The following is a 23,574-nucleotide window of genomic DNA, read 5'->3' on the forward strand; positions in this document are numbered from 1 at the left end:
ATGCGGTAGGTCTTTGAGGCTATAATCGCGAGTTATTTGTGTAAAAACGGGGCTGCGCAACGTCCACATCAGATCCGGGGATGATGGTGCCGCGCCCTGCCGGCTGGCCCGTTTCGGGGCAGTTGGCACCGGATAATAGTCCGATGCGCGCAATTGGCCAGGGGAAATTGGCCACCGAGCAAGCGGCCACATAAGCAGCCGATCGCGAGCGGCCACAGGTTTCCTGCAAAATTGAGAGTTGAGTATGAGCGACGTCCACAACGCACAAGACGAACACGAGTCTCCCATCAAGACCCCCAAGCAGCTGATCGCTGTGGTGATTGCCGCCTTCCTGGTGCCAATCATCGTGATCATCCTGCTGGTCAACTTTGTCGGACACGGTGCCAAGGAAGGTGCGGGCGCAACCGCTACCGCGGAAGCCGTCAATGACCGCATCAAGCCGGTCGCCTCGCTCGAACTGAAGGACCCGAACGCACCGCGCGTCTACAAGACGGGCGAGCAGGTCTATAAGGAAGTCTGCGCCGCCTGCCACGCCACCGGTGCTGCCGGCGCGCCCAAGTACGGCACCGCCGGCGACTGGGCTCCGCGCATCGGCCAGGGCTTTGCCGGCCTGCTGAACTCCGTGCTGCACGGCAAGGGCGCCATGCAAGCCCGTGCCGGCACCACCGCCGACGACTACAGCGATTACGAACTCGGCCGCGCCGTGGTCTACATGGCCGACGCCGGTGGCGCCAAGTTCCCCGAACCCGCCGCTCCCGCCGCTGCGGCTCCGGCTACGGCTGCTGCTTCGGAAGCCGCTGCGGCCGCTCCCGCAGCTGCCCCCGCCGCCGCTGCCGCACCGGCTGCTGCAGCCGCCGCGCCGGCTTCCGCCGAAGTTGGGAAGAAGGTCTACGAGCAAGTCTGCGCCGCCTGCCACGCAGCCGGTGTTGCCGGTGCGCCGAAGTTCGGTGACAAGGCCGCCTGGGCACCGCGCCTGAAGGAAGGCATGGACGCCGTGCACGCCTTCGCCCTGAAGGGCAAGGGCGTGATGCCGCCGAAGGGTGGCTACGCCGGCCCGGACGCCGACGTGATGGCCGCAGTGGACTACATGGCCAACGCTTCGAAGTAAGCGCAAGCAGCTCTCGACAAAAAGCCCGCGGCATGCCGCGGGCTTTTTGTTTTTCGGTGACTTAAACCACCCGCGAGTAGCGCGTTGGCATCGGCAACGGCGTACCTACATCAGCGCTCCGGGTGGCAACCGGCTCCATCCGCCGGCCATCCTCACGCAGGAAACCGTCGAACACCATGGCCAGGCGGCGCACCAGCAAGCGCCCCAGCGGGGTCACCTCGATGCGCCCGGGCTCGCAACGCACCAGCCCGTCCTCGGCCAGCTGCGCCAGTTCCGCAAGCTCTGCCGCGAAATGCGCGGCAAAATCGATGCGGTGGCGCGCTTCGACCGCCGCCACGTCCAGCACGCCATTGCACATCAGGGCGCCAATGACATCGCGCCGCAAGTGATCTTCATCGCGCATGGCGAAGCCGCGCATCACCGGCAGCACGCCGGCGTCGAGGCCACGGTAGTAGTCATCCAGCGTGCGGGCGTTCTGCACGTAGCGGCCCGCCACCGCGCCGATCGACGAGACGCCAAAGCCAAGCTGGTCATGGCCGGCGTGGGTGGAATAGCCCTGGAAGTTGCGCTGCAGCCGGCCCTCGCGCTGGGCCACGGCGAGCGCGTCGTCCGGCAGCGCGAAGTGGTCCATGCCGATGTAGACGTAGCCCGCGGCGGTGAGCTGCCCGATGGTGCGGACCAGGATGTCGAGTTTTTCGGCGGCGGCCGGCAGCGCACGTTCGTCGATGCGCCGCTGCGGCTTGAACACATGCGGCAGGTGTGCATAGCTGTACACCGAGAGCCGGTCCGGGCGCATCGCCAGCACCTGCTCGACCGTGGCGGCAAAGCGCGCCGTGGTCTGGTGCGGCAGGCCGTAGATCAGGTCCATGCTGACCGAGCGGAAACCAAGCCGGCGCGCGGCGTCGACTACCGACTGCGTCTCGGCCAGCGATTGCACGCGGTGGATGGCGCGCTGGACCTCGGCATCGAAATCCTGCACGCCCAGGCTGATGCGGTTGAAGCCGAGCTCCGCCAGCAGCGCCATCTGCGCGTCGCCGATGCGGCGCGGGTCGATCTCGATGGCGTGCTCGCCCTCGGGCAGCAGGCGGAAGTGCTGGTGCAGCGCGTCCATGACGCGGCGCATCTTGGCGGGATCGAGGAAGGTCGGCGTGCCGCCGCCCCAGTGCGACTGCACCACCTCGCGCCGCGCGCCGAGCTGCTGGGCCACCAGCGCCATCTCGCGTGCCAGGTAGTCCACGTAGCGGGCGCTGCGGCGGTGGTCCTTGGTGATGATCTTGTTGCAGCCGCAGTAGTAGCAGATGTTCTCGCAGAATGGCACGTGCACGTACAGCGAGAGCGGCGCGGCGGCATTGGTAGCGTTGGTGGCGCAATCGGCCAGCGCCTGCCGGTAGTCCTGCGCGCCAAAGCCGCCGTGGAAGCGGTCCGCCGTCGGATACGAGGTGTAGCGCGGGCCGTTGACATCCATGCGGCCCGCCAGCGCGCGAAAGTCCGACAAGGCGTGCCGGTCCGGCGCCGCCGCGGCCCGTGCCGCCGACTTGCCGGTGCAGGCGGCGCCGCATTTGCCGGTGCAGGCGCGGGATGGGCTCGACGCGGCGATGGGGATGGACATTGCGTTGGAGAACGGGGCGGGGGCAGTTGCAGCCATGGGGCGGCCTTCGTCGTGGATTCGATGACTCATCGTAGGGCGCGCCGCCCGCGCCTGCGTTGACCGGGGTCAAGCCGCGGCCCATCACACGCCGCGCGCCGCGGCCGGGGCATGTCCGGCGTCATGCCAGCGTCACCTTGGCCGGGTAGGCTGCGCGGCGCTCTTCCCAATCACGCAATTCCTCTGTACCTGGCCTCGCGGGTTCCCATGCAAGTTCCTTCCCTGATTGCCCCCCGGCGCGGCTGCCGCGCCGCCGGGTCCTGGCCGCACTTGGCGGCGCCATGATGGCGCCCGCCTCCCTGCTGGCGCAGTCGCCGCCACGGCGTGCGCTGGTGATCGGCCACCTGGTGGACCGCGGCGGCGCCCAGGCCGACCTCGCGCGCGACTACCTGGCGGGGGCCAAGGTCATGTTCGACGCGGCCAACGCCGGCGCGCGCGAGCCGCGCGTGGTGCATGTGGTGCGCGAGGTCGACGCGGATCCGCGCGCGGCCACCGCGCAGGCGCTGTCGCTGGTCGACGGCGAGCGGGCTGAATTGCTGTTCGGTCCCAGTGACGCCCTGCTACCGGTGCTGGCCGCCTCGCCCGAACTGGCCCGGCGCGGCGTGCAGATCGTGGCGCCGTTATCGGGGCTGTCGCTCGCGGCGGATCACGTCTGGTACACCCGGGCCGATTACCGTACCGAGCTGGACGCGGCCATTCGGCAGTTGCGCAGCTATGGCCTCAAGCAGCTCGTGCTGGCCGTGGCGCCGGATTTTGCGGCCGGCAGCCTGGCGAGCGGCACGCCGTGGCGGCGCCAGGTCGACCAGGAGACCGGACTGCAGGTCCTCACCCTGGACGCCGGAAGAGGCAACGAGGCTGCCGCGCTGGCGCAGCGCATCGCCACCACGCGCCCGGCCGCGGTGATCGTGGCGGGCGATACGCTGGCCTACGGCAATCTCGGCCGCGCGCTGGCGGCGCGGGGCTGGTACGGCTTCCTGGTGGGCTTGTCCGCGGTCAATTCGCTGGCGGCGCGGGAGATTCTTGGCGCCGGCTACACCGGCGGCATCGTGCTGACCCAGATCGCCCCGGGCCCGCAGGATCTGACCCTGCGCGTGGTCAAGGAGCATGTGGGCCGGATGAAGCAGTTCCTGGACGAGCCCGCCTCGCCGGCCACGCTGGCCGGCTACATCGGCGCGGCCTGGCTGGTGCGCACGGCCTTGTCCGGGCCGCGCGGGGCTACCCCGGCGGACCTGCGGCGCGCGCTGCAGGCCCGCGTCGACGTGGGCGACTTCGTGCTGGATTTCACGCACGGCACGCGCGGCTCGCAGTATGTGCAGCTCGCGGCGATGGGCGGCGGCACGGCACGGTAAGCGGTAGCGCGGGCACCGGGCCGCGCGCGGGCTCAGGCACGCGGCAGTACGATGCGCACCCGCAGGCCACCCTCCGGGCGGTTGGCCAGGCTGAGCTCGCCGCCGTGGCGCGAGACGATATCCGAGGCGATCGACAGGCCCATGCCGACCCCGCCGGTGGTACGGTTGCGCGAGGATTCGAGCCGATAGAACGGCTCCAGCACGCGCGCCATCTCCTCCGGCGGGATGCCGGGGCCGTTGTCGCACACATCGATCACCACGCGCTCGGCGCTGTCGGCCAGCTCGATGCGCGCGCTGCCGCCATAGCGGTGGGCGTTCTCTACCAGGTTGACCACCGCCCGGCGCAGTTCGGCCGGATAGGCCAGCAGTGGCTCGGCGTCACCGGACAGGGTGACGTCCTGGCCGATCTCCGTGGCATCGTCTACCACAGCCTGCAGCAAGGCATGCACATCCACCCGCTGGCGCGGTGCGGCGGCGCCGTCGCGCTCGCGCAGGTAGTACAGGGTGGCATCGATCAGCCCGTTCATCTCCGCCAGGTCCTGGCGCAGGCGATAGCGGACCCGGTTGTCGTCGACGCCTTCGATGCGCAGGCTCATGCGGGTGAGCGGAGTGCGCAGGTCGTGGGACACGGCGGCCAGGAAGCGCGATTGCTGCGCCAGCTGGGTGCGGATGCGCTGCTGCATGTGGTTGAAGGCCTTGGCCGCGGCGCGGGCCTCGGCCGGGCCGCTGTCTTCATCCAGCGGCGGGGCATGCACGTCCTGGGCAAGCCGGCCGGCGCTGCTGGCCAGGCGCTGGACGGGCCTGGCCAGCAGGCGCGCGCCCACCCATGACGCGGCCACGATGGCGGCAAGCTGGAACAGCAGCCCCAGGCGGGGTGGCCCCAGACCATGGGTCCGGCGCTGGCGGTGGGGCGGCACGGGAGCGCCGCTTTCACCGTTGTCCGCGCGCGCCCCGGCATCCGGCGGCGGCGGCTCGCCCCGCTGCCCCTGTTCGCCCGGAGGCGGCCCAGGCGGAAGCTCGTCACCGGGGGCGAAGCTGAATCCGGTATGCCCCGGGCGCGGGAACACGCTCTCGATGACCGTCACGCCGAGCAGGTGCACGGCCAGCATGATCGCGGCCATCACCAGGAACAGCCGGATGAACATGGAGTCGTGGCGGGCCACCCAGCCCGCGCGCTCAGGCTTCGACGGCGCCGGTGAAGACATAGCCCTCGCCTCGGACGGTACGGATCAGCGTCGGGTCGCGCGGATCGTCGCGCAGCTTCTGGCGCAGGCGCGAGACCAGCAGGTCGATGCTGCGATCGAAGACATCGAGATCGCGGCCGCGCGCCTGATTGATCAGCAGCTCGCGATCGAGCACGCGGTTCGGATGTTCGATGAATGCCAGCAGCAGCCGGAATTCAGCATTGGACAACGGCACCACGGTTTCCTCGCCATCCACCAGCTGCCGCAGCGTGGTGTTGAGGCGCCAGCTGCCAAAGCGCAGTTCGTGGCCGCCCACCGCCGCCGAGCGCTTCACGCCGCCGCCCCGGGTGCGGCGCAGCACGGTGTGGATGCGCGCCACCAGCTCACGCATCTCGAAGGGCTTGGTGACATAGTCATCGGCGCCCACCTCCAGCCCGACCACGCGGTCGGCCAGCTCGGTGCGCGCGGTGAGCATGATCACCGGCAGGTCGCCGCGCTCGCGGATCTCGCGGCACAGCGCCAGGCCGTTTTCGCCGCGCAGCGAGAGGTCGAGCACCACCAGGTCGTAGTCGCGCGTGGCCATGGCGGCGCGCATGGCGGCTCCGCCCTCGGCGCCATCGGCTTCGATGCCGAAGGTGGCGAGATACTCGGCCAGCATGGAGCGGATCTGCGGATCGTCGTCGACGATCAGCAAATGAAGGGGCGTGGCGGGAGAATGGTCCATCGGGTTTCGTCGTGCTTTGCAGTGGTTTGCCGCGTGGCGTATGGCATGTCGACAGCAGGTTTGCTTCGGTATGGAAGCGGATCGGGGCGGCCCGGCAGGCGGCCGTCGCCAGGGATTGACTCTACCAGCCCGGCTTGGCGGCCCGATAGGCAGGGTGTGGCCGCTTTGTACCGGGCTTGATACAAAGCGGCCCGCCCCGGGGACTCGCTTTGTACGGCATTGCTTGCGCGCGCTGACCAAGCGCTCAAGCAACAGGGGGCTAGCCTTTCTAAGATGTCATGTCGTTATCCCGCCGCTTTTGTGCCTGCAAGTTCCTGACAAGCAGGCAACGGCAGCCCGGCGCCCCGCTATGCTTGAAGCCATCGGCATCACGTCGGCGATCCCGGGCCTCTCCCCGCATGACCTCCATGGAGAATCCTTGTGACCCAGCCCCAAGCCTTACTGCCCCGACTGCGTTCCCTGCTGTCCCTCGCCGTGCTGTCCGGCGCCTGCGCCTTGACACTGCCGGCGCACGCGCTGCAGACCGGCGCGCCGGCCGTTGCCGGCCCCCGCCAGCCGGCGGCACCCGCATCGCTGCGCGAAGCGCTGGCGCTCACGCCTGCCCAGGCCGCCCTCTGGCAAGCCGCCCGGGCCGCGGCGCGGGAAGCGCATGCGCACGCGCTGGAACTGCAGGCACGCTTGATCCGCGAGAGTGGCGGCCCCGCTCTGCCGGAGGGGCCCGAGCCGTCGCTGCGCGCCCGCGCGGAGCGGGAAGACCGCCTGCACGATGCGCTCGACAAGGATCGCCGCACCGCGCGCGATCGCTGGATCGCGTTTGAAGAAAGCCTGGATGCCGGCCAGCGCAAGCGCCTGCGCGACATGCCGGAGGGTCGCATGCCGGGCTCGCCGCCGGGCCCGTTCGGCCCCGGTCCCCACTCCTTCCCCGGCGCCATGGCAGGCCCGATGCCCGGCCACGGACCGGCGCCCATGCCCTGCGCTTTCGGCGCGAACGGCCCGTTCAGCGTACCCGGCGCTGCGGGACCTCACCGACCAGGAGTGCCAGATGCCCAATAAGCCCCTCGACCACGCAGGCCCGATCGCGGCAAACGCAGGCCGCCGCCGCTTCCTCGGCGGCGTTCTGGGAGGATCCCTCGGCGCCGGGTTGATGGGGCTGGCGGGCGATGCCGCCGCGCAACCCGCCACCTGCCTGCTCACGCCGGCCATGACCGAGGGCCCGTTCTATATCGACCAGGCGCTGGTACGCCGCGATATCCGCGATGGCCGGCCGGGCCAGTTGCTGCGGCTGAGGCTGGTCGTGGTGGACACCGACCGCGGCTGCGCGCCAGTGGCCGGCGCGCTGGCCAGCATCTGGCATTGCGATGCCGGCGGCAGCTACAGCGGCTACGACCAGCGCAGCATGCCGCCGCCACCTGCGGGCGGCCCCGGCCCGGGGCCGGAACAAGGCCCAGGCCCGGACGGTGGCGGCATGCCCGCCGTGCCCGCCAGCGCCTCCCGCTTCCTGCGCGGCGTGCAGCCCACCGGCCCCGATGGCGCCACGCAATTCCTGACGATCTACCCGGGCTGGTACGCGCCGCGCGCGGTGCATATCCACCTGAAGATCCATCTCGGCAAGACCGAGGTGCTGACCACCCAGCTGTTCTTCGACGATGCCCTCAGCCGCGAGGTGCACCTCCAGCATGCCGCGTATCGCGCGCGGGGCGCTTCGCCAGTGCAAAACGCACGGGACGGCATCGCCGGCGCGCGCCCCAACCTGCTGCGGGTACGCCGCCTGCGGGACGCGGCCGGCACGCTGGAAGGCGAATTCACCCTGGGCATCGCGCGCGCCTGACAGCCACAGGATCTGGCGGATTCCCTAAAAAAACGCCCCCGGACTTAAGGTGCGGAGGCGCTGAACAGGGAAGAAGTCGGGCGTAATGCCCGGCCACGCCGCTCCGAAGGGACGGAACGACGCGGCACCTGGTCCAGTACATCGGGCCAGGCACCGGCGATGTTAGACGGACATCGGGCGGGGGTCATGTCCCCCTTGTAGGCCAATGTATCGACTTTGTACGTTCGGCACCGGCATGGGGCACTGCACGCCATGCCGGCGCCGGTCATGCCGGGTTCTTGCCTGGCGCGCCGGGCGTTCCCAGCAGGGCCTTGAGCCCGGCCAGGCGATCCTTGGGGCTCATGGCGGGCGTTTCGTCCTTGATCGCGGGCGCCTCCTCGAGCTTCATCTCGCCGATGAAGCGCGAGGGCTCGCACGAATAGGTATCGCGGGCGCGCTTGCGCTTCTTGCACCAGCTCAGGTGCAGGCTGCGCTGGGCTCGCGTGATGCCCACATACATCAGGCGGCGCTCTTCCTCGATCTTTTCGTCGCTCATGTCTTCGTCTTCGCGGCAGTGGGGCAGGATGCCCTCTTCCACGCCGACCAGGAACACGTGCGGATATTCCAGCCCCTTGGAGGCGTGCAGCGTCGACAGGCGCACCGCGTCGGGATCTTCCTCGCGGCCTTCGAGCATGCTCATCAGCGCCACCGTCTGGGTCAGCTCCAGCAGGTTCTTGCCCTCGTCGCCGAAGCCGTCGGCGGTGTCGAAGCCGGTAGCCTCTTCCGCCTCGCCCGTGGCTTCCGGCTTGGTGCCCTTGCGCTTGAGCCAGTCGAGGAATTCCAGCGTGTTGGTCCAGCGCGACTGGGCCTGGCGCTCGTCGAAGGTGTCGTACAGGTAGGCCTCGTAGTGGATGCCTTCCATCATGTCGTCGAGCACCTGCGTGGCGGGATCGCTGGCTGCGCGCCCGGCCAGGCGCACCATGGCCTCGCAGAACACCCGCAGCGGCTCCAGCTGGCGCGGCTGCAGCTTGCCTTCGATGCCGCCCATCATGGCCGCCTCGAACAGCGAGACCTTGGCCTGCCCGGCGAAGGTGCCCAGCACTTCCAGCGTGGTGTTGCCCACGCCGCGTTTGGGCGTGGTGATCGCGCGGATGAAGGCAGGATCGTCGTCCGGGTTGGCGATCAGGCGCAGGTAGGCGCAGATGTCCTTGATCTCGGCCTTGTCGAAGAAGCTCTGCCCGCCCGAGAGCACATAAGGAATGCGCTCGCGGCGCAGGATCTGCTCGAACAGCCGCGCCTGGTGGTTGCCGCGATACAGGATGGCGTAGTCGCGGAACTGCGCGCGCCGCTCGAACTTGTGGGCGGACAGGCGGAACACCACGGATTCCGCCTCGTGCTCCTCATCGTTCATCGGGTTGACGGCGATGGGGTCGCCCATGCCGTGCTCGCTCCACAGCTTCTTGTCGAACAGCTTGGGATTGTTGGAGATGACCGCGTTGGCCGCCTCCAGGATGCGCACGGTGGAGCGGTAGTTCTGCTCCAGCTTGACCACCTTCAGGTCGGGGAAATCGGTCTGCAGCAGCTTCAGGTTGTCCAGCGTGGCGCCGCGCCAGCCGTAGATGGCCTGGTCGTCGTCGCCCACCGCGGTGAAGGCCGGCGCGCGCAGGTGCGAGCCGCCGGCGAGCTGCTTGAGCAACTGGTACTGGCAGGCGTTGGTGTCCTGGTACTCGTCCACCAGGAAGTAGCGCAGCCGGTTCTGCCAGCGCAGGCGCACTTCCTCGTTGCGCGCGAACAGCTCGGCCGGCAGGCGGATCAGGTCGTCGAAATCCACCGCCTGGTAGGCGTGCAGCGTGGCCACGTAGTTGCGGTAGATCAGCGCGGCCTGGTGATCGTCGGGATTGTCGGCCTGGGCGATGGCGGTCTCGGGATCGACCATGCCGTTCTTCCACAGCGAGATGGTGCTCTGCACGCTGCGGATCAGCTTCTTGTCGGTGGAGGCAAGCTGCTCCTGCACCATGCCAAAGCAATCGTCGGAGTCCATGATCGAGAAACGCGGCTTCAGCCCCACGTGCTCCGCCTCGGCCCGCAGGATCTGCACGCCCAGCGAGTGGAACGTGCTGACCGTGATCTGCTTGATGGGGATGCGCTTGCCCTCGCGCGTGGTCTTGCCCTCCATCAGCTTGGCGATGCGCTCCTGCATCTCCTTGGCGGCCTTGTTGGTAAAGGTCACCGCGGCGATGTGCTTGGGCTGGAAGCCCTTGTCCTCGATCAGGTGAGCGATCTTCTGTGTGATCACCCGGGTCTTGCCCGAGCCGGCGCCGGCGAGTACCAGGCAGGGGCCGTCGAGGTAGCGAACGGCTTCGGATTGGGCAGGGTTGAGTCCGTGGGTCATGCGAGGCGGGTAATGACGGATGCGCAACGCGGCATGCGCGATTGCTGGGCGGAGGCTGGATGTTAACACGCGGCCATGGCCAGGCCTTGGACGGAAAAGAGTGTACTCACCGGCACGTAACACTTCGTAAGCCCGGGAGCCGCGGCCTTGCTGGCACGTCTAATTTCTATGTCCGGCCCGAGTGTGAGCCGTGCCGGATGCACTTCACCATACGTTGGAGGCAAACACGCTGGAGGCAATCATGAGCACCCTGCATTCCTTGAGCAAGGCGGTCTTGATCGGTATTGCGGTAGCTGGCATGGCGGGCTGCGCCGATATGACACCAAAGCAGCGAAACACCGCAATCGGTGCTGGCGTTGGCGCAGTGGGTGGCGCAGTCCTGACAGGCGGTGACGCACTAGGCACCCTGGGCGGCGCAGCGGTAGGCGGTGTCATCGGTAACGTTACGACACCCAGCCATCGCGGGCGGTAGTGCACCGCAGCAGGACAGCGACCCCGGCCGGGGTGCGTTGACAAAGCCAGGACGCTCCCGTAAATTGCGCGCATCTGACCGGGAGAGCGCGCATATCTTGCGCCGCCGAAGGGGTATCACCCGAAAACTCTCAGGCACCATGGACTGGTTGGATCGGCTTGCAACATGCACACGATGCACGCCGTACTCTGGAGAGCGGCACCCGCCACTGATCGATTCCATCGACAGCCATGGTGAGCGTGCCCACCGAAGGGGCGCGCAAGGTTTGGGTTTCCAGCAACCGGGATCCGCCTTGTAATCTCTCAGGTATCGAGGACAGAGGGGTCATCCGCCGCAGCGGATTTGGCAGCGCCATGGCGCGCCGAATCCTGCGGTGGATGGCCCTTTTTCGTTTTCGAACCGAGATTTGCCTTCCCCCGAGGATTCCATGACGCTCCAGGCCACGCCCCTCAACGCCATCCACCGCGCCCTCGGCGCCCGCATGGTCGACTTTGGCGGCTGGGACATGCCGGTCAACTACGGCTCCCAGATCGAGGAACACCATGCGGTGCGCAACGATGCCGGCATGTTCGACGTCTCCCACATGTGCGTCGTCGACCTCAAGGGCGCCAATGTGCGCCCCTTCCTGCGCGGCCTGCTGGCCAACAATGTCGACAAGCTGCAAACGCCGGGCAAGGCGCTGTACTCCTGCATGCTGGATGAAAAGGGCGGCGTCATCGACGACCTGATCGTCTATTTCTTCGCCGAGGACCACTTCCGCCTGGTGGTCAACGCCGGCACCGCGAACAACGACATCGAGTGGATCGCCGCGCGCAACGCCGCCACCAATAGCGGCGTGAAGATCACGCCGCGCCGGGGCGACAATGCGCTCGACGGCGTGGCCCCGCTGGCCATCGTTGCCGTGCAAGGCCCCAACGCCCGCGCCAAGGTGTGGAGCGCTTTCCCTCGACCCAGCCCAGCGAAGCCCTGAAGCCGTTCAACGCCGTGGTGGTGCAGGACCCCGCCCTTGGCGAAGTCATGGTGGCACGCACCGGCTATACCGGCGAAGACGGTTTCGAGCTGGTAGTGCCGGCCGAGAACGTGGCCGGCCTGTGGGAAAAGCTGATCGCCGAGGGCGTTCGCCCCGCCGGCCTGGGCGCGCGCGACACGCTGCGCCTGGAAGCCGGCATGAACCTGTACGGCCAAGACATGGATATCCACACCTCGCCGCTCAACGCCGGCCTGGCCTGGACCGTGGATCTGCAAAGCGAACGGGACTTCACCGGCAAGGCGGCACTGGTCGCCGGCGGCAAGACCCAGCAGTTCGTCGGCCTGATCCTGCGTCCGGCTAACGGAAAGGCGGGCGGCGTGCTGCGCGCCCACCAGAAGGTCATCACCCCGGCCGGCGAAGGCGAAATCACCAGCGGCACCTTCAGCCCCTCGCTCAGCCAATCCATCGCTTTTGCCCGCCTGCCGCTCGACGTTGCCGTCGGCGCCGAGGTGCAGGTCGAGATCCGCGACCGCAAACTCGCCGCGACTGTGGTTAAACTGCCGTTTGTGCGCAATGGCAAGGCACTCGTGAGCTGAACGCTCGCACCGGTCACAGCGCGCCTGCCGGCGGTTTCCCGATCGACGATCGACACCCCCGCCCGGCTGGCGCTGAAAAACAAATTGAATCTGGAGCAATCCCATGAATTTCCCCGCCGACCTGAAATACACCGAGTCCCATGAGTGGGTGCGCGTCGAAGCCGACGGCACGCTGACCATCGGCATCACCGACCACGCGCAGGACGCGCTGGGCGACATCGTCTTCCTGGAGCTGCCGGAAGTGGGCAAGTCGGTCGGCGCCGGCGACGCGCTGGCCGTGGTGGAATCGGTCAAGGCCGCATCCGACATCTACGCCCCGGTCGCTGGCGAAGTCATCGCCATCAACGATGCCGCCGCCGCCGCGCCGGAAAGCGTCAATGCCGACGCCTTCGACGCCTGGCTGTTCAAGCTCAAGCCGGCCAACAGCGACGACGTGAACGGCCTGATGTCGGCCGACGCCTATAAAGCCAACGTCGGCGCCTGACGCCAGACCGTCATTCCCGCCGCCACGGGAATGACGGATGAAGATTGACGCGACGCGCCGGGCCGACCACCCGCCGCACCGCTCCCACGAGATCCTTGCCATGAACGCCCCCTGCCCATGACTGCCGCCCAAGTTGCCCGGCCCACGCTGGCCGAACTGGAGGCTCGCGACGCCTTCGCCTCCCGCCATATCGGCCCCGATGCCGCCGAACAACAGCACATGCTCAAGGTGCTGGGCTATGACAGCCGCGCCGCGCTGATCGACGCCGTCATCCCCGCCGCCATCCGCCGCCGCGACGGCATGCCGCTGGGCGAGTTCACCGCGCCGCTGAGCGAAGAAGCCGCGCTGGCCAAGCTGCGTGGGCTGGCCAGCAAGAACCGCGTGCTCAAGAGCTTTATCGGCCAGGGTTACTACAACACGCTGACCCCGGGCGTCATCCTGCGCAATATCTTCGAGAATCCGGCCTGGTACACCGCCTACACGCCCTACCAGCCCGAGATCTCCCAGGGCCGCCTGGAAGCCATGCTGAACTTCCAGCAGATGGTGACTGACCTGACCGGCCTGGACATCGCCAATGCCTCCATGCTGGACGAAGGCACTGCCGCGGCCGAAGCCATGACGCTGCTGCAGCGCGTCAACAAGCACGCCTCCACCACCTTCTATGTGGCGGACGACGTGCTGCCGCAAACGCTGGAAGTGGTACGCACCCGCGCCCTGCCGCTGGGCATCGAAGTCAAGGTCGGCCCCGCTGCTGAAGCGGCCGGCGCCCATGCCTTCGGCGTGCTGCTGCAGTACCCGGGCGTCAACGGCGATGTCGCTGACTACCGCGCCATCGCCGACGCCGTGCACGCTGCCGGCGGCCTGGTGGTGGCTGCCGCCGACCTGCTGGCGCTGACCCTGATCGCCGCGCCCGGCGAATGGGGCGCCGACGTGGCGGTGGGCAACTCGCAGCGCTTCGGCGTGCCGCTTGGCTTCGGCGGCCCGCACGCCGGCTACATGGCGGTCAAGGATGCCTTCAAGCGCTCCATGCCCGGCCGCCTGGTTGGCGTGACCATCGACGCGCAAGGCAACAAGGCATACCGCCTGGCCCTGCAGACGCGCGAGCAGCATATCCGCCGCGAGAAGGCCACCTCGAACATCTGCACGGCACAGGTACTGCTGGCCGTGATGGCCTCCATGTACGCCGTGTACCACGGCCCGCAAGGCCTCAAGCGCATCGCCCAGCGCGTGCACCGCCTGGCCGCTACGCTGGCCGGCGGCCTGGAACAACTGGGCTACGCGCGCACCAATGCCACTTATTTCGACACGCTGACGCTGGAAACCGGCTTCAACACGGAAGCCATCCACGCCTCGGCAACCGCCCGCGGCATCAACCTGCGCCACGCCGGCGCCACCCGCATCGGCATCTCGCTGGACGAAACCACCTCGCGGGAAGACGTGGTCGCCCTGCTGGAAATCTTCGCGCACGGCAAGCCGGTGCCCGACTTCGATGTGCTGGAAGCCGCCGCGCTGGATGCCTATCCCGCTGGCCTGGCACGCCAGAGCGCTTACCTGACCCACCCGGTCTTCAACACGCACCACGCCGAGCACGAAATGCTGCGCTACCTGCGCATGCTGGCCGACAAGGACCTGGCGCTGGACCGCACCATGATCCCGCTGGGCTCGTGCACCATGAAGCTCAACGCCACCAGCGAGATGATCCCGGTGACGTGGCCCGAATTCAGCAAGATCCACCCCTTCGCGCCGCTGGACCAGACGGTCGGCTACCGCGAGATGATCGACCAGCTCGAAGCCATGCTGTGCGCCGCCACCGGCTACGCCGCGGTGAGCCTGCAGCCCAATGCCGGCTCGCAAGGCGAGTACGCCGGCCTGCTGATCATCCATGCGTACCACGCCAGCCGTGGCGAGAGCCATCGCGACATCTGCCTGATCCCGTCCTCCGCGCACGGCACCAACCCGGCGTCCGCGCAAATGGCCGGCATGAAGGTGGTGGTGGTGGCCTGTGATGAAGACGGCAACGTCGACCTGGACGACCTGGCGAAGAAGGCCGAGCAGCACAGCAGGAACCTCGCCGCGATCATGATCACCTACCCGTCCACGCACGGCGTGTTCGAGCAGGGCGTGCAGCAGATCTGCGACATCGTGCACAAGCACGGCGGCCAGGTCTACGTGGACGGCGCCAACATGAACGCCATGGTCGGCACCGCCGCGCCGGGCCAGTTCGGCGGTGACGTGTCCCACCTGAACCTGCACAAGACCTTCTGCATCCCCCACGGCGGTGGCGGCCCGGGTGTTGGCCCGGTGGCGGTCGGCGCGCACCTGGCCGACTTCCTGCCCAACCAGGACAGCGTGGGCTATCGCCGCGACGACCAGGGCATCGGCGGCGTGTCCGCCGCGCCGTTCGGCTCGGCCAGCATCCTGCCGATCTCGTGGATGTATATCGCCATGATGGGCTCGGCCGGCCTGACCGCCGCCACCGAGAACGCCATCCTGGCCGCCAACTATGTGGCGCGCCGCCTGTCGCCGCACTTCCCCGTGCTCTACACCGGCCAGCACGGCCTGGTGGCGCACGAGTGCATCCTGGACGTGCGAGCGCTGCAGAAGACCACGGGCATCTCCAACGAGGACGTGGCCAAGCGCCTGATGGACTACGGCTTCCACGCCCCCACCATGAGCTTCCCGGTGCCGGGCACGCTGATGATCGAGCCGACCGAGAGCGAGGCCCTGCATGAGCTGGACCGCTTTATCGACGCCATGATCGCCATCCGTGCCGAGATCGCCCGCGTGGAAGACGGCAGCTTCGACCGCGAGGACAACCCGCTGAAGAACGCGCCGCACACCGCCGCGGTGATCACCGCCGACGCGTGGGAGCACAAGTACACGCGCCAGGAAGCCGCCTACCCGGTGGCCGCGCTGCGCACGCAGAAGTACTGGCCGCCGGTTGGCCGTGCGGACAACGTGTACGGCGACCGCAACCTGTTCTGCGCATGCGTGCCGATGAGCGAGTACGCTGAAGAGTAAGCTGGTATGAAGGCGGGGCTGCTGCTCGTCGCGGCAACCCCGGCGTTTTGCCAGCGCGCCTTGCCAACGCGCTATGCTCGGTGTGGATGCGCGGCCACCCGGCCGTGCCCGGAAAAACGGAGCACGCATGTGGAATCTCAGCGCCCCATGGTGGGAATTCGTCCTGCGCGGACTGATCGTCTACGGCAGCCTGCTGGTGCTGCTGCGGCTTTCCGGCAAGCGCCAGATCGGGCAGCTGACTTCGCTCGACCTGGTGTTGTTGCTGGTGCTGTCCAACGCCGTGCAGAACTCCATGAACGCCGGGGACAACTCCGTTGCCGCAGGGCTGATCCTGGCGGTGACGCTGGTCGCCGCCAACCTTGTGCTGGCGTGGCTGAGCTGGCGCAGCCGGGGCATCGAGAACGTCGTCGAAGGGCGGCCTGAGGTACTGATCCACGATGGCCTGGTGTTTGCCGACGTGATGAAGCGCGCGCTCGTCACACGCGACGACCTGCACAAGGCGCTGCGGCATGCCGGGTGCCAGCGCGTCGCCGATGTGCATTTCGCGATTCTCGAGAATGACGGCACGATCAGCGTGCTGGTAAAGAAAGACGCGCCCCCACCCCGCCCAACGCGGCAGGCTCGCTGTGGCGCGCCCCCATTAACAACGATATGGACGCGCCGGTCTGAATCCGGCGCCAGCCAGCCCCCAGGAGCCTCCCGTGGCAGTCAGCGTCTTCGATCTGTTCAAAGTGGGCATCGGTCCCTCCAGTTCCCACACCGTGGGCCCGATGCGCGCGGCGCTAATGTTTGCCCAGGGGCTGGCCCGCGACGGGCTGCTGCCGCAGGTGGCCAGCGTGCGCATCGAGCTGTACGGCTCGCTCGGCGCCACCGGCCGCGGCCACGGCACCGACAAGGGCGTGATTCTCGGCTTGCTGGGGGAGGCACCGGACACCGTCGACCCCGACACCATCGACGTGCGGATGGCCGCGCTGCGTGCGAGCCGCACGCTGTCGCTGCTGGGCACCCATCCCGTGCCCTTCGTGGAGAAGGAGCACATCGTCTTCTATCGCCGCGAGGCCATGGCCGAGCATCCCAACGGCATGAAATTCCACGCCTTCAATGCCGGCGGTGAAACCATCCGCGAAGGCCGCTACCTGTCGGTGGGCGGCGGCTTCGTCATCACCGCGGGCGCGGCCAATACGCAGATCCTGGAAGCGGACCATCAACTGCCGCATCCCTTCCGCAGCGGACGCGCCATGCTGGAGATGGCAACCGCCAGCAAGAAGAGCATCGCGCGGCTCATGATGGAAAACGAATGCGTGTGGCGCAGCGAGGCCGAGGTCAATGCCGGCCTGCTGCGGATCTGGGCCGTGATGCAGGCCTGCGTGGCGCGCGGCTGCCGCACCGACGGCGAGCTGCCGGGCCCGTTCAAGGTCAAGCGCCGCGCCCCCGAACTGTTCCGCAACCTGACCGAGCACGCCGAGCGCTCGCTGGCCGATCCGCTTTCGGTGATCGACTGGGTCAACCTGTACGCGATCGCCGTCAACGAGGAAAACGCGGCCGGTGGCCGCGTGGTCACGGCGCCCACCAACGGCGCCGCCGGCATCATCCCGGCCGTGCTGCATTACTACGACCGCTTCGTGCCGGGCGCCAACTCGCAAGGCGTGATCGACTTCCTGCTGACCGCCGGTGCGATCGGCATGCTGTACAAGCTCAATGCCTCGATCTCCGGCGCCGAAGTGGGCTGCCAGGGCGAAGTCGGCGTGGCCTGCTCGATGGCCGCCGGCGCGCTCGCCGCGGTGATGGGCGGCACGCCCGAGCAGGTGGAAAACGCGGCCGAGATCGGCATGGAGCACAACCTCGGGCTGACGTGCGACCCGGTCGGCGGGCTGGTGCAGATACCCTGCATCGAACGCAATGCGATGGCGTCGGTGAAGGCCGTCAATGCGGCGCGCATGGCGTTGCGCGGCGACGGCATGCACTACGTGTCGCTCGACTCCGTCATCAAGACCATGCGCGAGACCGGCGCCGACATGAAGACCAAATACAAGGAAACGGCGCGCGGCGGGCTGGCGGTGAATATCGTGGAGTGCTGAGCGCATCGCCCCGGCAAATCCGATCACGCGCTTTCTGCTACGCTAGCCGCGCATCCACCCCAACCCACTGGAGTCCGGCATGGTCAAGATCAGCATTCTCTACCCGCATAGGAAGGGCGGCAGGTTCGATATGGACTACTACCTGCAACGGCACATGCCGCGCGCCGTCGCGCTGTTCGGCCCGCATCCGGGCTACCACGGTGTGTCGGTGGAGCGCGGCCTGAGCGGCAGCGCGCCGGGCTCGGATCCGGCCTTTACGGTGGTGTTCAGTTTCCTGTTCGAGTCGCTGCCGGCCTTCGTCGCGGCGTCAAAGGCCGTCGGCAACGAGCTGCAGCTCGATATGCCCAACTACACCGATGCGGTGCCCGTGATGCAGATCAGCGAAGTGGTGAATATCGGCTGACACGCCCGCGGGCGGCGCTATCATGTAGCGTTCTTCCCCCATTGGCGGCCACAGCCATGCAGACCTTTCATCAGCTATTTGACGAAACCTCGTCCACCTACACCTACCTGCTGATCGATGCCGCCACGCGCCAGGCGTTGCTGATCGACCCGGTGGACCACCAACTGGAGCGCGACATGGCGCTGCTGCAGGCCAGCGGCGCCACGCTGGCGTGGGTGGTCGAGACGCATGCCCACGCGGACCACATCACCTCCGCCGGCCATGTCGCACTGCAAACCGGCGCGCACACCGCGGCCCCCTCGGGTTGCGACATCCAACCCGCGCAAAAACAGCTGATCGACGGCGACACGCTGCAGTTCGGCACGCAGACGCTGCGCGCCATCCACACGCCGGGGCACACCGCTGGCAGCATGAGCTACCTGTGGGAAGAAGCCACGCCCGCCGGCCCGATGCGCCGCGTCTTCACCGGCGACGCGCTGCTGATCGACGGTTGCGGCCGCACCGACTTCCAGTCCGGCGACGCTGGCACGCTGTACGACAGCCTCACGCAGAAGCTCTTCGCCCTGCCCGACGACACCGTGGTCTACCCCGCCCACGATTACAAGGGCCGCACCGAATCCACCATCGGCTTCGAGCGCGCCAACAACAGCCGCGTGGCTGGGCGCACGCGTACCCAGTTCATCGAGATGATGGGGCAGTTGAACCTGCCCAAGCCGAAGCTGATCGATGTGGCGGTGCCCGCCAACCAGCGGCTCGGGCTGCGGGATGGCGAAAGCGTGCCGCACGGGGTGTGACGCACGCGCGCGAAAAGCAATAAGCTATCGGCCTTCGCAGGCACTTGAATGGAGAAAGAAGACATGGCCCAGTACACCGCAGAGATCCTCTGGCAACGTGGCGAGCAGGATTTCCTCGGCAACCGCTATAGCCGCAAGCACCTGCTGCGATTCGACGGCGGCGTGGAAGTGCCAGGATCCTCATCGCCCCATGTCGTGCCCCTGCCCATGTCGGACGCCGCCGCCGTCGATCCCGAAGAAGCCTTCGTTTCGTCGCTCTCCAGCTGCCACATGCTGTGGTTCCTCTCCATCGCCGCCAAGCACAAGTTCTGCGTGGACCGCTACTTCGATGCCGCGGTCGGCACCATGGCGAAGAACGCGGAAGGCCGGATGGCCATGACGGTGGTCACGCTCAGGCCGGAGGTCGCCTTCTCCGGAGAGCGCCAGCCGACCCGCGAGGAACTGGCGCACCTGCATCACACGGCGCACGAGGCTTGCTTCATTGCCAACTCGGTGAAGTCGGAGGTGCGCTGCGAGCCTGTGTACGTGGGCGCGCAGGCCTGATTGCCCCGCTGCACGCCGCGGGCCTGCCAGCGATTCGGACTGATTCGGACTGCTCCGATTGAGCAAGCATGCAGATTGCGCTATGTTGGGGGCCCGCTGCCCGACCGCTCCTGCAGGTGCCCATTTGCCCGCCACGCCAATATCCGCCCCGGATCGCCAGCGCCGCCGCTTGCTGAAGGCTGCCGCTCTTGCCGGCGCTAGCGCCGGCTGCGCTTGCAGCGCGCCGGACCCATTGGTGGTGGACGACGTCAGCCAGTTGAACCCTATCCGCGTGGCGCAGTTGGCCACGCCGGCCAGCACGGCGCAGATCCAGCAAGCCTTGCGCGAAAGCGCCGGGCCGGTATCGATCGGCGGTGCGCGCTTCAGCATGGGCGGACAAGTGGCCATGGCCGATTCGCTGCATCTGGACATGCGCGGGATGAACCGCCTGGTATGGCTGGACGTGGCGGGCCGGCATGCCCGGGTGCAGGCCGGCATGCGCTGGCGCGATCTACAGGAAATCCTCGATCCGCACGACCTCGCCGTCAAGGTGATGCAGAGCTATAGCGATTTCTCGGTGGGCGGGTCGGTCTCGGTGAATTGCCATGGGCGCTACGTCGGGGCCGGTCCGGTGGTCGAGTCAGTGCGTGCGCTGCAACTGGTGGGCGCCGACGGCAATGTCCGCGAGCTGAGCCGGAATAAGGACGCGGCACTTTTCCGTGCTGTCGTTGGCGGCTACGGCGGCCTGGGGGTGATCTCCGAGGTGGAGCTCGACTTGGCGGTCAATGGCGTGATTGCCCGCCATGCGCAGCGCGTGACGCTGCCTGACTATCCCGCATTCTTTCGCGATCAGGTGGTGGGCAACCCCGCAGTGGTGCTGCATAACGCCGACCTCGCGCCGCCGGACTTCGACCAACCGCTAGCGGTCAGCTGGATTGCCTCCGACGCAAAGCTGACCCAGAGCGAACGCCTGGTGCCACGCAAGCTGAACTACGCACGCGAGCAGAACCTGATCTGGGCCGCGTCGGAATTGCCTGGCTCACAATGGTTGCGCGAGCGCTACGCCGAGGAAAACCTGCTGCGCGAGCGTGCCGTTGTGCACCGCAACTTTGAAGCCAGTCTTGATACCGCCTCGCTGGAACCACGCACGCGAATCTTCTCGACCTATCTGCTGCAGGAGTATTTCATCCCGGTAGCCGCGTTCCTGCCCTTCGCCAGGCGGATGGCGGACATCCTGCGGCGGTATCAGGTCAACGCCTTGAACATATCGATCCGGCACTCCCCGCCAGATACGACCACGCTACTAGCCTGGGCACCCACCGAGGTGTTCTCCTTCGACAAGCAGCGAAGCAGCCAGAGCGCCGATTTCGCCACGCGACAGTGGACGCAGCACCTGATCAACGCAGCACTGGACGCCGGCGGGCGCTACTACCTGCCTTACCGCCTGCATGCGACACCGGACCAGTTCCTGCACGCCTACCCCGAAGCGGCGGCGTTTGCGCGCATCAAGAAGCAGGTAGATCCTGCCTATCGATTCCGGAACCAGCTTTGGGAGAAGTACCTGCCAGCGTAGGGTGCCGGCAACAGGCCCGGTACCGCGCTTGGCTAGCTTAGCTAGCCCAGCTATCGCAGGTCTGCCGCACCGTTTCGCGCAGGCTGCGGGTCGTGCTCTCGATCTGGCGCACGCGTTCCGCGTCGCCGTTGCGGCTTTGCGCCAGCGCGCGGATATTGGCCAGGGCGTCGAGCGAGCCCAGCGCTTCGGCATGCGGCACCAGCGCGTCGCAGATCGAGATGATGTGGTCGGCAATCGGCATCCGGGTCAGTTCGTTGGGATGCACGTACTCGCCTTCCAGTCCGAAGCGGCACGCCTGGAAGCGGTTGAAGGTGTAGACCAGGTAATCGTCTTCCTGCGGCATGAAGGGGCGCGACAGCAGCAGGTAACGCGCAAGCGCCTGGATGTAGGCGGCGATATCGCAGGCGCGCCCGACCGTGAGCGGCGTGTCCATCACGCGGACTTCGATGGTGCCGAACTCCGGCTTGGGACGGATATCCCAGTAGAAGTCCTTCATGCTCTCGATCACGCCCGTGTTGCGCATCTTGTCGAAGTACGCGGTGAAGGCATCCCAGGTGAGCAAGTGCGGCGCGCGCCCGCTCATCGGGAAGGCGGCGACGGAATTCAGCCGTGCCGAGGCGAAGCCGGTGTCCACCCCTTGCACATAGGGCGACGAAGCGGCCAGCGCAATGAAATGCGGCACGTAGCGGCCGATGGCGTGGAGCAGGAACAGCGATTCATCGGCGCTCGGGCAGCCGATGTGCACGTGCTGGCCGAACACCGTGAACTGCTTGGCCAGATAGCCATAGAGCTCGGAAATGTACTGGTAGCGCGGCGAATCGGAGATGGTGCGGTCGGCCCATTGCTGGAACGGGTGCGTGCCGCCGCCGCAGATGCCGAGGTTGAGCGAGCGCGAGGCGTCGACCATCAGGTCGCGCATGGTGCCGAGCTCAATCAGCGCCTGTGCATAACTCTTGCAGATGCCGGTGCTGATCTCGATCATCGAGGGGCTGATCTCGGGCTTGATGTCGCCGGCGTGCTGCGCGCCTTTCAGCGCACGCAGCAAATCCGGCGCGAACGGCGCCAGGTCGTAGTCATGCCGGTTGACGAGCTGCAGCTCCAGTTCCACGCCAAACGTCAGCGCCTCGGAGTGCTTGAACGGTTCGAGTGACATCAGCGTCCTCCTCCATTGCTTCTGACCTCGCCCGCATAGCGAAGTGCCCAGGCCGCCATCGTGGGCCCAAGCAACTGCTCGATCGCCAGCGTGCACAGGATGATGGCTGCCAGTGGCTCACCCGTGGTGGGATACAGCAGCGCGACATCGCTCATCAGCAAGTACGCGAGGCCAGACATGGGTGCCAGTGCAAGCCCGAGGGCCACGCACTGCTTCATGCTCAGCCCCGAGAACGAACCCAGCGAGGCCACGCCTACCAGCTTGGCGAAGTGACGCAGCAGTACCAGCACACACGCGGCGCCACCACCAATGGCCCAGTCGTGCGCGGTCAGCGGCAAGCCGAGCGAGACCACCATCACGATGATCAACAGGCTGCCCGCGCTGCCGAAGTGCGCCGGCCACACGCGCGGCTGGCTGTCCTGGTGCTTGAACACCACACCGGCCAGCATCAGCGTGAGCGGCATCGACAGCTTGAGCACGCGCGTGAGCGCCAGCGTGAACAGCACCAGCCCCACCAGCACCAGGAAGCTGTAGTGATCGTCCGTTTCCATGCGCGCGTAGATCGCGTGGCCAAGCTTGCCGACGACCCAGGCCAGCAGGCAGGAACCCGCCAGCAGGTAGAGCGGATGCAGCAGCGCCGCGCCCAGGTTGCCGTACTCGGAATGCAGCCAGCCGGTGGCGACCTGGACGATCGCGGCGGCGTAGATGCTGTTCAGCGCGGCCATGGCAAGCAGGCGCTCCGTCACCTGGCCATCGGCGCGCAGCTCGTTCTTGAGCTGCAGCACGATGGTGGGCGAGGTGCTGACGGCAATGCCGCCGGCCAGGATGGCGACTGCCGGGCTCACGCCGATCCATTGCAGCACCGCGGCCGCCAGGCCCCAGGTCAGCAGGCTTTCAAAAGCACTGGTGAATAGCAGCCAGCGGTTGGCGCGCAGCCAGGTGAGCGAGAGCCGGTGCCCGAGCTCGAACAGGGCCAGCGCCAGCGCCATGTCGATCAGGATGCGGGTCTGCGCGATCATGTCCTCGTCCACGATGCCGCGGCCGAGCATGCCGGCCGCGAGGCCCGTGGCGGCGTAGCCGACGATGCGGGGCAGCCGCAGGTACGTGCGGCATATCTCGCCCGCCAGGCCGGCGCCCACCAGCGCCAGCCCGACCCAGAAAAGCCCGCCCGGTGCCAGGGGCAGGCTTGGAAACAATTGGCTCAGTCCATTCATGGCTTATATGGTAGCGGAGGCACATGACATTCCATGTCGGAGTTTGTCCGACAGGGCACGGTAGTTGCTGTCAACGTGACGTGTT

Annotated in this window: 18 protein-coding genes, 2 pseudogenes and 2 riboswitches; of the genes and pseudogenes, 14 read left to right on the forward strand and 6 right to left on the reverse strand. The window is 67.5% G+C overall.

The annotated features are described in order from the left end of the window. The first annotated feature begins 244 nt into the window (after positions 1–244). Entirely contained in the window at positions 245–1,108 is an 864-nt protein-coding gene (locus OMK73_RS27235; protein ID WP_267604744.1) for a c-type cytochrome, read from the forward strand. Positions 1,109–1,169: 61 nt separating this feature from the next. Here OMK73_RS27235 and hemN read toward each other — a convergent pair whose 3' ends face one another. Continuing rightward, positions 1,170–2,573: an oxygen-independent coproporphyrinogen III oxidase gene (gene hemN / locus OMK73_RS27240; protein WP_267606531.1), complete on the reverse strand. Its 1,404-nt coding sequence runs from the start codon at positions 2,571–2,573 to the stop codon at positions 1,170–1,172. 461 nt (positions 2,574–3,034) lie between these two features. On the opposite strand from hemN, the gene OMK73_RS27245 reads away from it, so the two are divergent. Further along, complete coding sequence (locus OMK73_RS27245; RefSeq protein WP_267604745.1) at positions 3,035–4,102, forward strand: ABC transporter substrate-binding protein; 1,068 nt, start codon at positions 3,035–3,037, stop codon at positions 4,100–4,102. 32 nt (positions 4,103–4,134) lie between these two features. On the opposite strand, the gene OMK73_RS27250 is transcribed toward OMK73_RS27245, so the two are convergent. Together OMK73_RS27250 and OMK73_RS27255 are read right to left on the reverse strand one after the other, a co-directional pair. After that, positions 4,135–5,307: an ATP-binding protein gene (locus OMK73_RS27250; RefSeq protein WP_267604747.1), complete on the reverse strand. Its 1,173-nt coding sequence runs from the start codon at positions 5,305–5,307 to the stop codon at positions 4,135–4,137. Continuing rightward, positions 5,279–6,010, reverse strand: coding sequence for a response regulator (locus OMK73_RS27255; RefSeq protein ID WP_267604748.1), 732 nt, complete (start codon positions 6,008–6,010; stop codon positions 5,279–5,281). Before OMK73_RS27255 ends, OMK73_RS27250 begins: the two co-directional genes overlap by 29 nt. A gap of 420 nt (positions 6,011–6,430) precedes the next feature. Here OMK73_RS27255 and OMK73_RS27260 point away from each other — a divergent pair, with 420 nt between their 5' ends. After that, positions 6,431–7,063, forward strand: coding sequence for a hypothetical protein (locus OMK73_RS27260; protein ID WP_267604749.1), 633 nt, complete (start codon positions 6,431–6,433; stop codon positions 7,061–7,063). Beyond that, positions 7,053–7,838 (forward strand): protocatechuate 3,4-dioxygenase, encoded by a 786-nt coding sequence (locus OMK73_RS27265; RefSeq protein WP_267604751.1) that lies wholly within the window; start codon positions 7,053–7,055, stop codon positions 7,836–7,838. The genes OMK73_RS27260 and OMK73_RS27265 overlap by 11 nt, the downstream gene beginning before the upstream one ends. 265 nt (positions 7,839–8,103) lie before the next feature. On the opposite strand, the gene OMK73_RS27270 is transcribed toward OMK73_RS27265, so the two are convergent. Further along, the gene (locus OMK73_RS27270) at positions 8,104–10,209 is read right to left on the reverse strand and encodes a UvrD-helicase domain-containing protein (protein ID WP_267604753.1); all 2,106 of its coding nucleotides are present in this window, start codon (positions 10,207–10,209) and stop codon (positions 8,104–8,106) included. A 241-nt stretch (positions 10,210–10,450) separates the two neighbouring features. Here OMK73_RS27270 and OMK73_RS27275 point away from each other — a divergent pair, with 241 nt between their 5' ends. The 10 genes and pseudogenes from OMK73_RS27275 (at position 10,451) to OMK73_RS27325 (ending at position 21,122) form a co-directional block, all read left to right on the forward strand. Continuing rightward, positions 10,451–10,681 carry a glycine zipper 2TM domain-containing protein gene (locus tag OMK73_RS27275; protein WP_267604754.1) on the forward strand — a complete coding sequence of 77 codons (231 nt, stop codon included), beginning with the start codon at positions 10,451–10,453 and terminating at the stop codon, positions 10,679–10,681. 69 nt (positions 10,682–10,750) lie between these two features. Beyond that, a riboswitch (glycine riboswitch) is annotated at positions 10,751–10,838 on the forward strand. A 21-nt stretch (positions 10,839–10,859) separates the two neighbouring features. Further along, positions 10,860–11,010, forward strand: a riboswitch (glycine riboswitch). Between the two features lie 98 nt (positions 11,011–11,108). Next, positions 11,109–12,247, forward strand: a pseudogene (gene gcvT / locus OMK73_RS27280) (glycine cleavage system aminomethyltransferase GcvT). Positions 12,248–12,350: 103 nt separating this feature from the next. Beyond that, positions 12,351–12,731, forward strand: a complete 381-nt coding sequence (gcvH, locus tag OMK73_RS27285; protein WP_006157271.1) for a glycine cleavage system protein GcvH — start codon at positions 12,351–12,353, stop codon at positions 12,729–12,731. A 117-nt stretch (positions 12,732–12,848) separates the two neighbouring features. Then, the gene (gcvP, locus tag OMK73_RS27290) at positions 12,849–15,752 is read left to right on the forward strand and encodes an aminomethyl-transferring glycine dehydrogenase (protein ID WP_267604756.1); all 2,904 of its coding nucleotides are present in this window, start codon (positions 12,849–12,851) and stop codon (positions 15,750–15,752) included. 127 nt (positions 15,753–15,879) lie between these two features. Then, positions 15,880–16,421, forward strand: a pseudogene (locus OMK73_RS39400) (DUF421 domain-containing protein). A 32-nt stretch (positions 16,422–16,453) separates the two neighbouring features. Next, the gene (locus OMK73_RS27305) at positions 16,454–17,830 is read left to right on the forward strand and encodes an L-serine ammonia-lyase (RefSeq protein WP_267604757.1); all 1,377 of its coding nucleotides are present in this window, start codon (positions 16,454–16,456) and stop codon (positions 17,828–17,830) included. A gap of 79 nt (positions 17,831–17,909) precedes the next feature. After that, positions 17,910–18,233: an EthD family reductase gene (locus OMK73_RS27310; RefSeq protein ID WP_267604758.1), complete on the forward strand. Its 324-nt coding sequence runs from the start codon at positions 17,910–17,912 to the stop codon at positions 18,231–18,233. A gap of 56 nt (positions 18,234–18,289) precedes the next feature. Next, positions 18,290–19,027 (forward strand): MBL fold metallo-hydrolase, encoded by a 738-nt coding sequence (locus tag OMK73_RS27315; RefSeq protein WP_267604759.1) that lies wholly within the window; start codon positions 18,290–18,292, stop codon positions 19,025–19,027. A gap of 63 nt (positions 19,028–19,090) precedes the next feature. Then, positions 19,091–19,570, forward strand: coding sequence for an OsmC family protein (locus OMK73_RS27320; protein WP_267604760.1), 480 nt, complete (start codon positions 19,091–19,093; stop codon positions 19,568–19,570). A gap of 124 nt (positions 19,571–19,694) precedes the next feature. Next, entirely contained in the window at positions 19,695–21,122 is a 1,428-nt protein-coding gene (locus OMK73_RS27325) for an FAD-binding oxidoreductase (RefSeq protein ID WP_267604761.1), read from the forward strand. Between the two features lie 37 nt (positions 21,123–21,159). On the opposite strand, the gene OMK73_RS27330 is transcribed toward OMK73_RS27325, so the two are convergent. Both OMK73_RS27330 and OMK73_RS27335 read right to left on the reverse strand, forming a co-directional pair. Continuing rightward, positions 21,160–22,275: a YbdK family carboxylate-amine ligase gene (locus tag OMK73_RS27330; RefSeq protein ID WP_267604762.1), complete on the reverse strand. Its 1,116-nt coding sequence runs from the start codon at positions 22,273–22,275 to the stop codon at positions 21,160–21,162. Next, positions 22,275–23,489, reverse strand: coding sequence for a cation:proton antiporter (locus OMK73_RS27335; RefSeq protein WP_267604763.1), 1,215 nt, complete (start codon positions 23,487–23,489; stop codon positions 22,275–22,277). The genes OMK73_RS27330 and OMK73_RS27335 overlap by 1 nt, the downstream gene beginning before the upstream one ends. Positions 23,490–23,574: the final 85 nt, after the last annotated feature.

Source organism: Cupriavidus sp. D39 (assembly GCF_026627925.1).
Lineage (GTDB): Bacteria > Pseudomonadota > Gammaproteobacteria > Burkholderiales > Burkholderiaceae > Cupriavidus > Cupriavidus ulmosensis.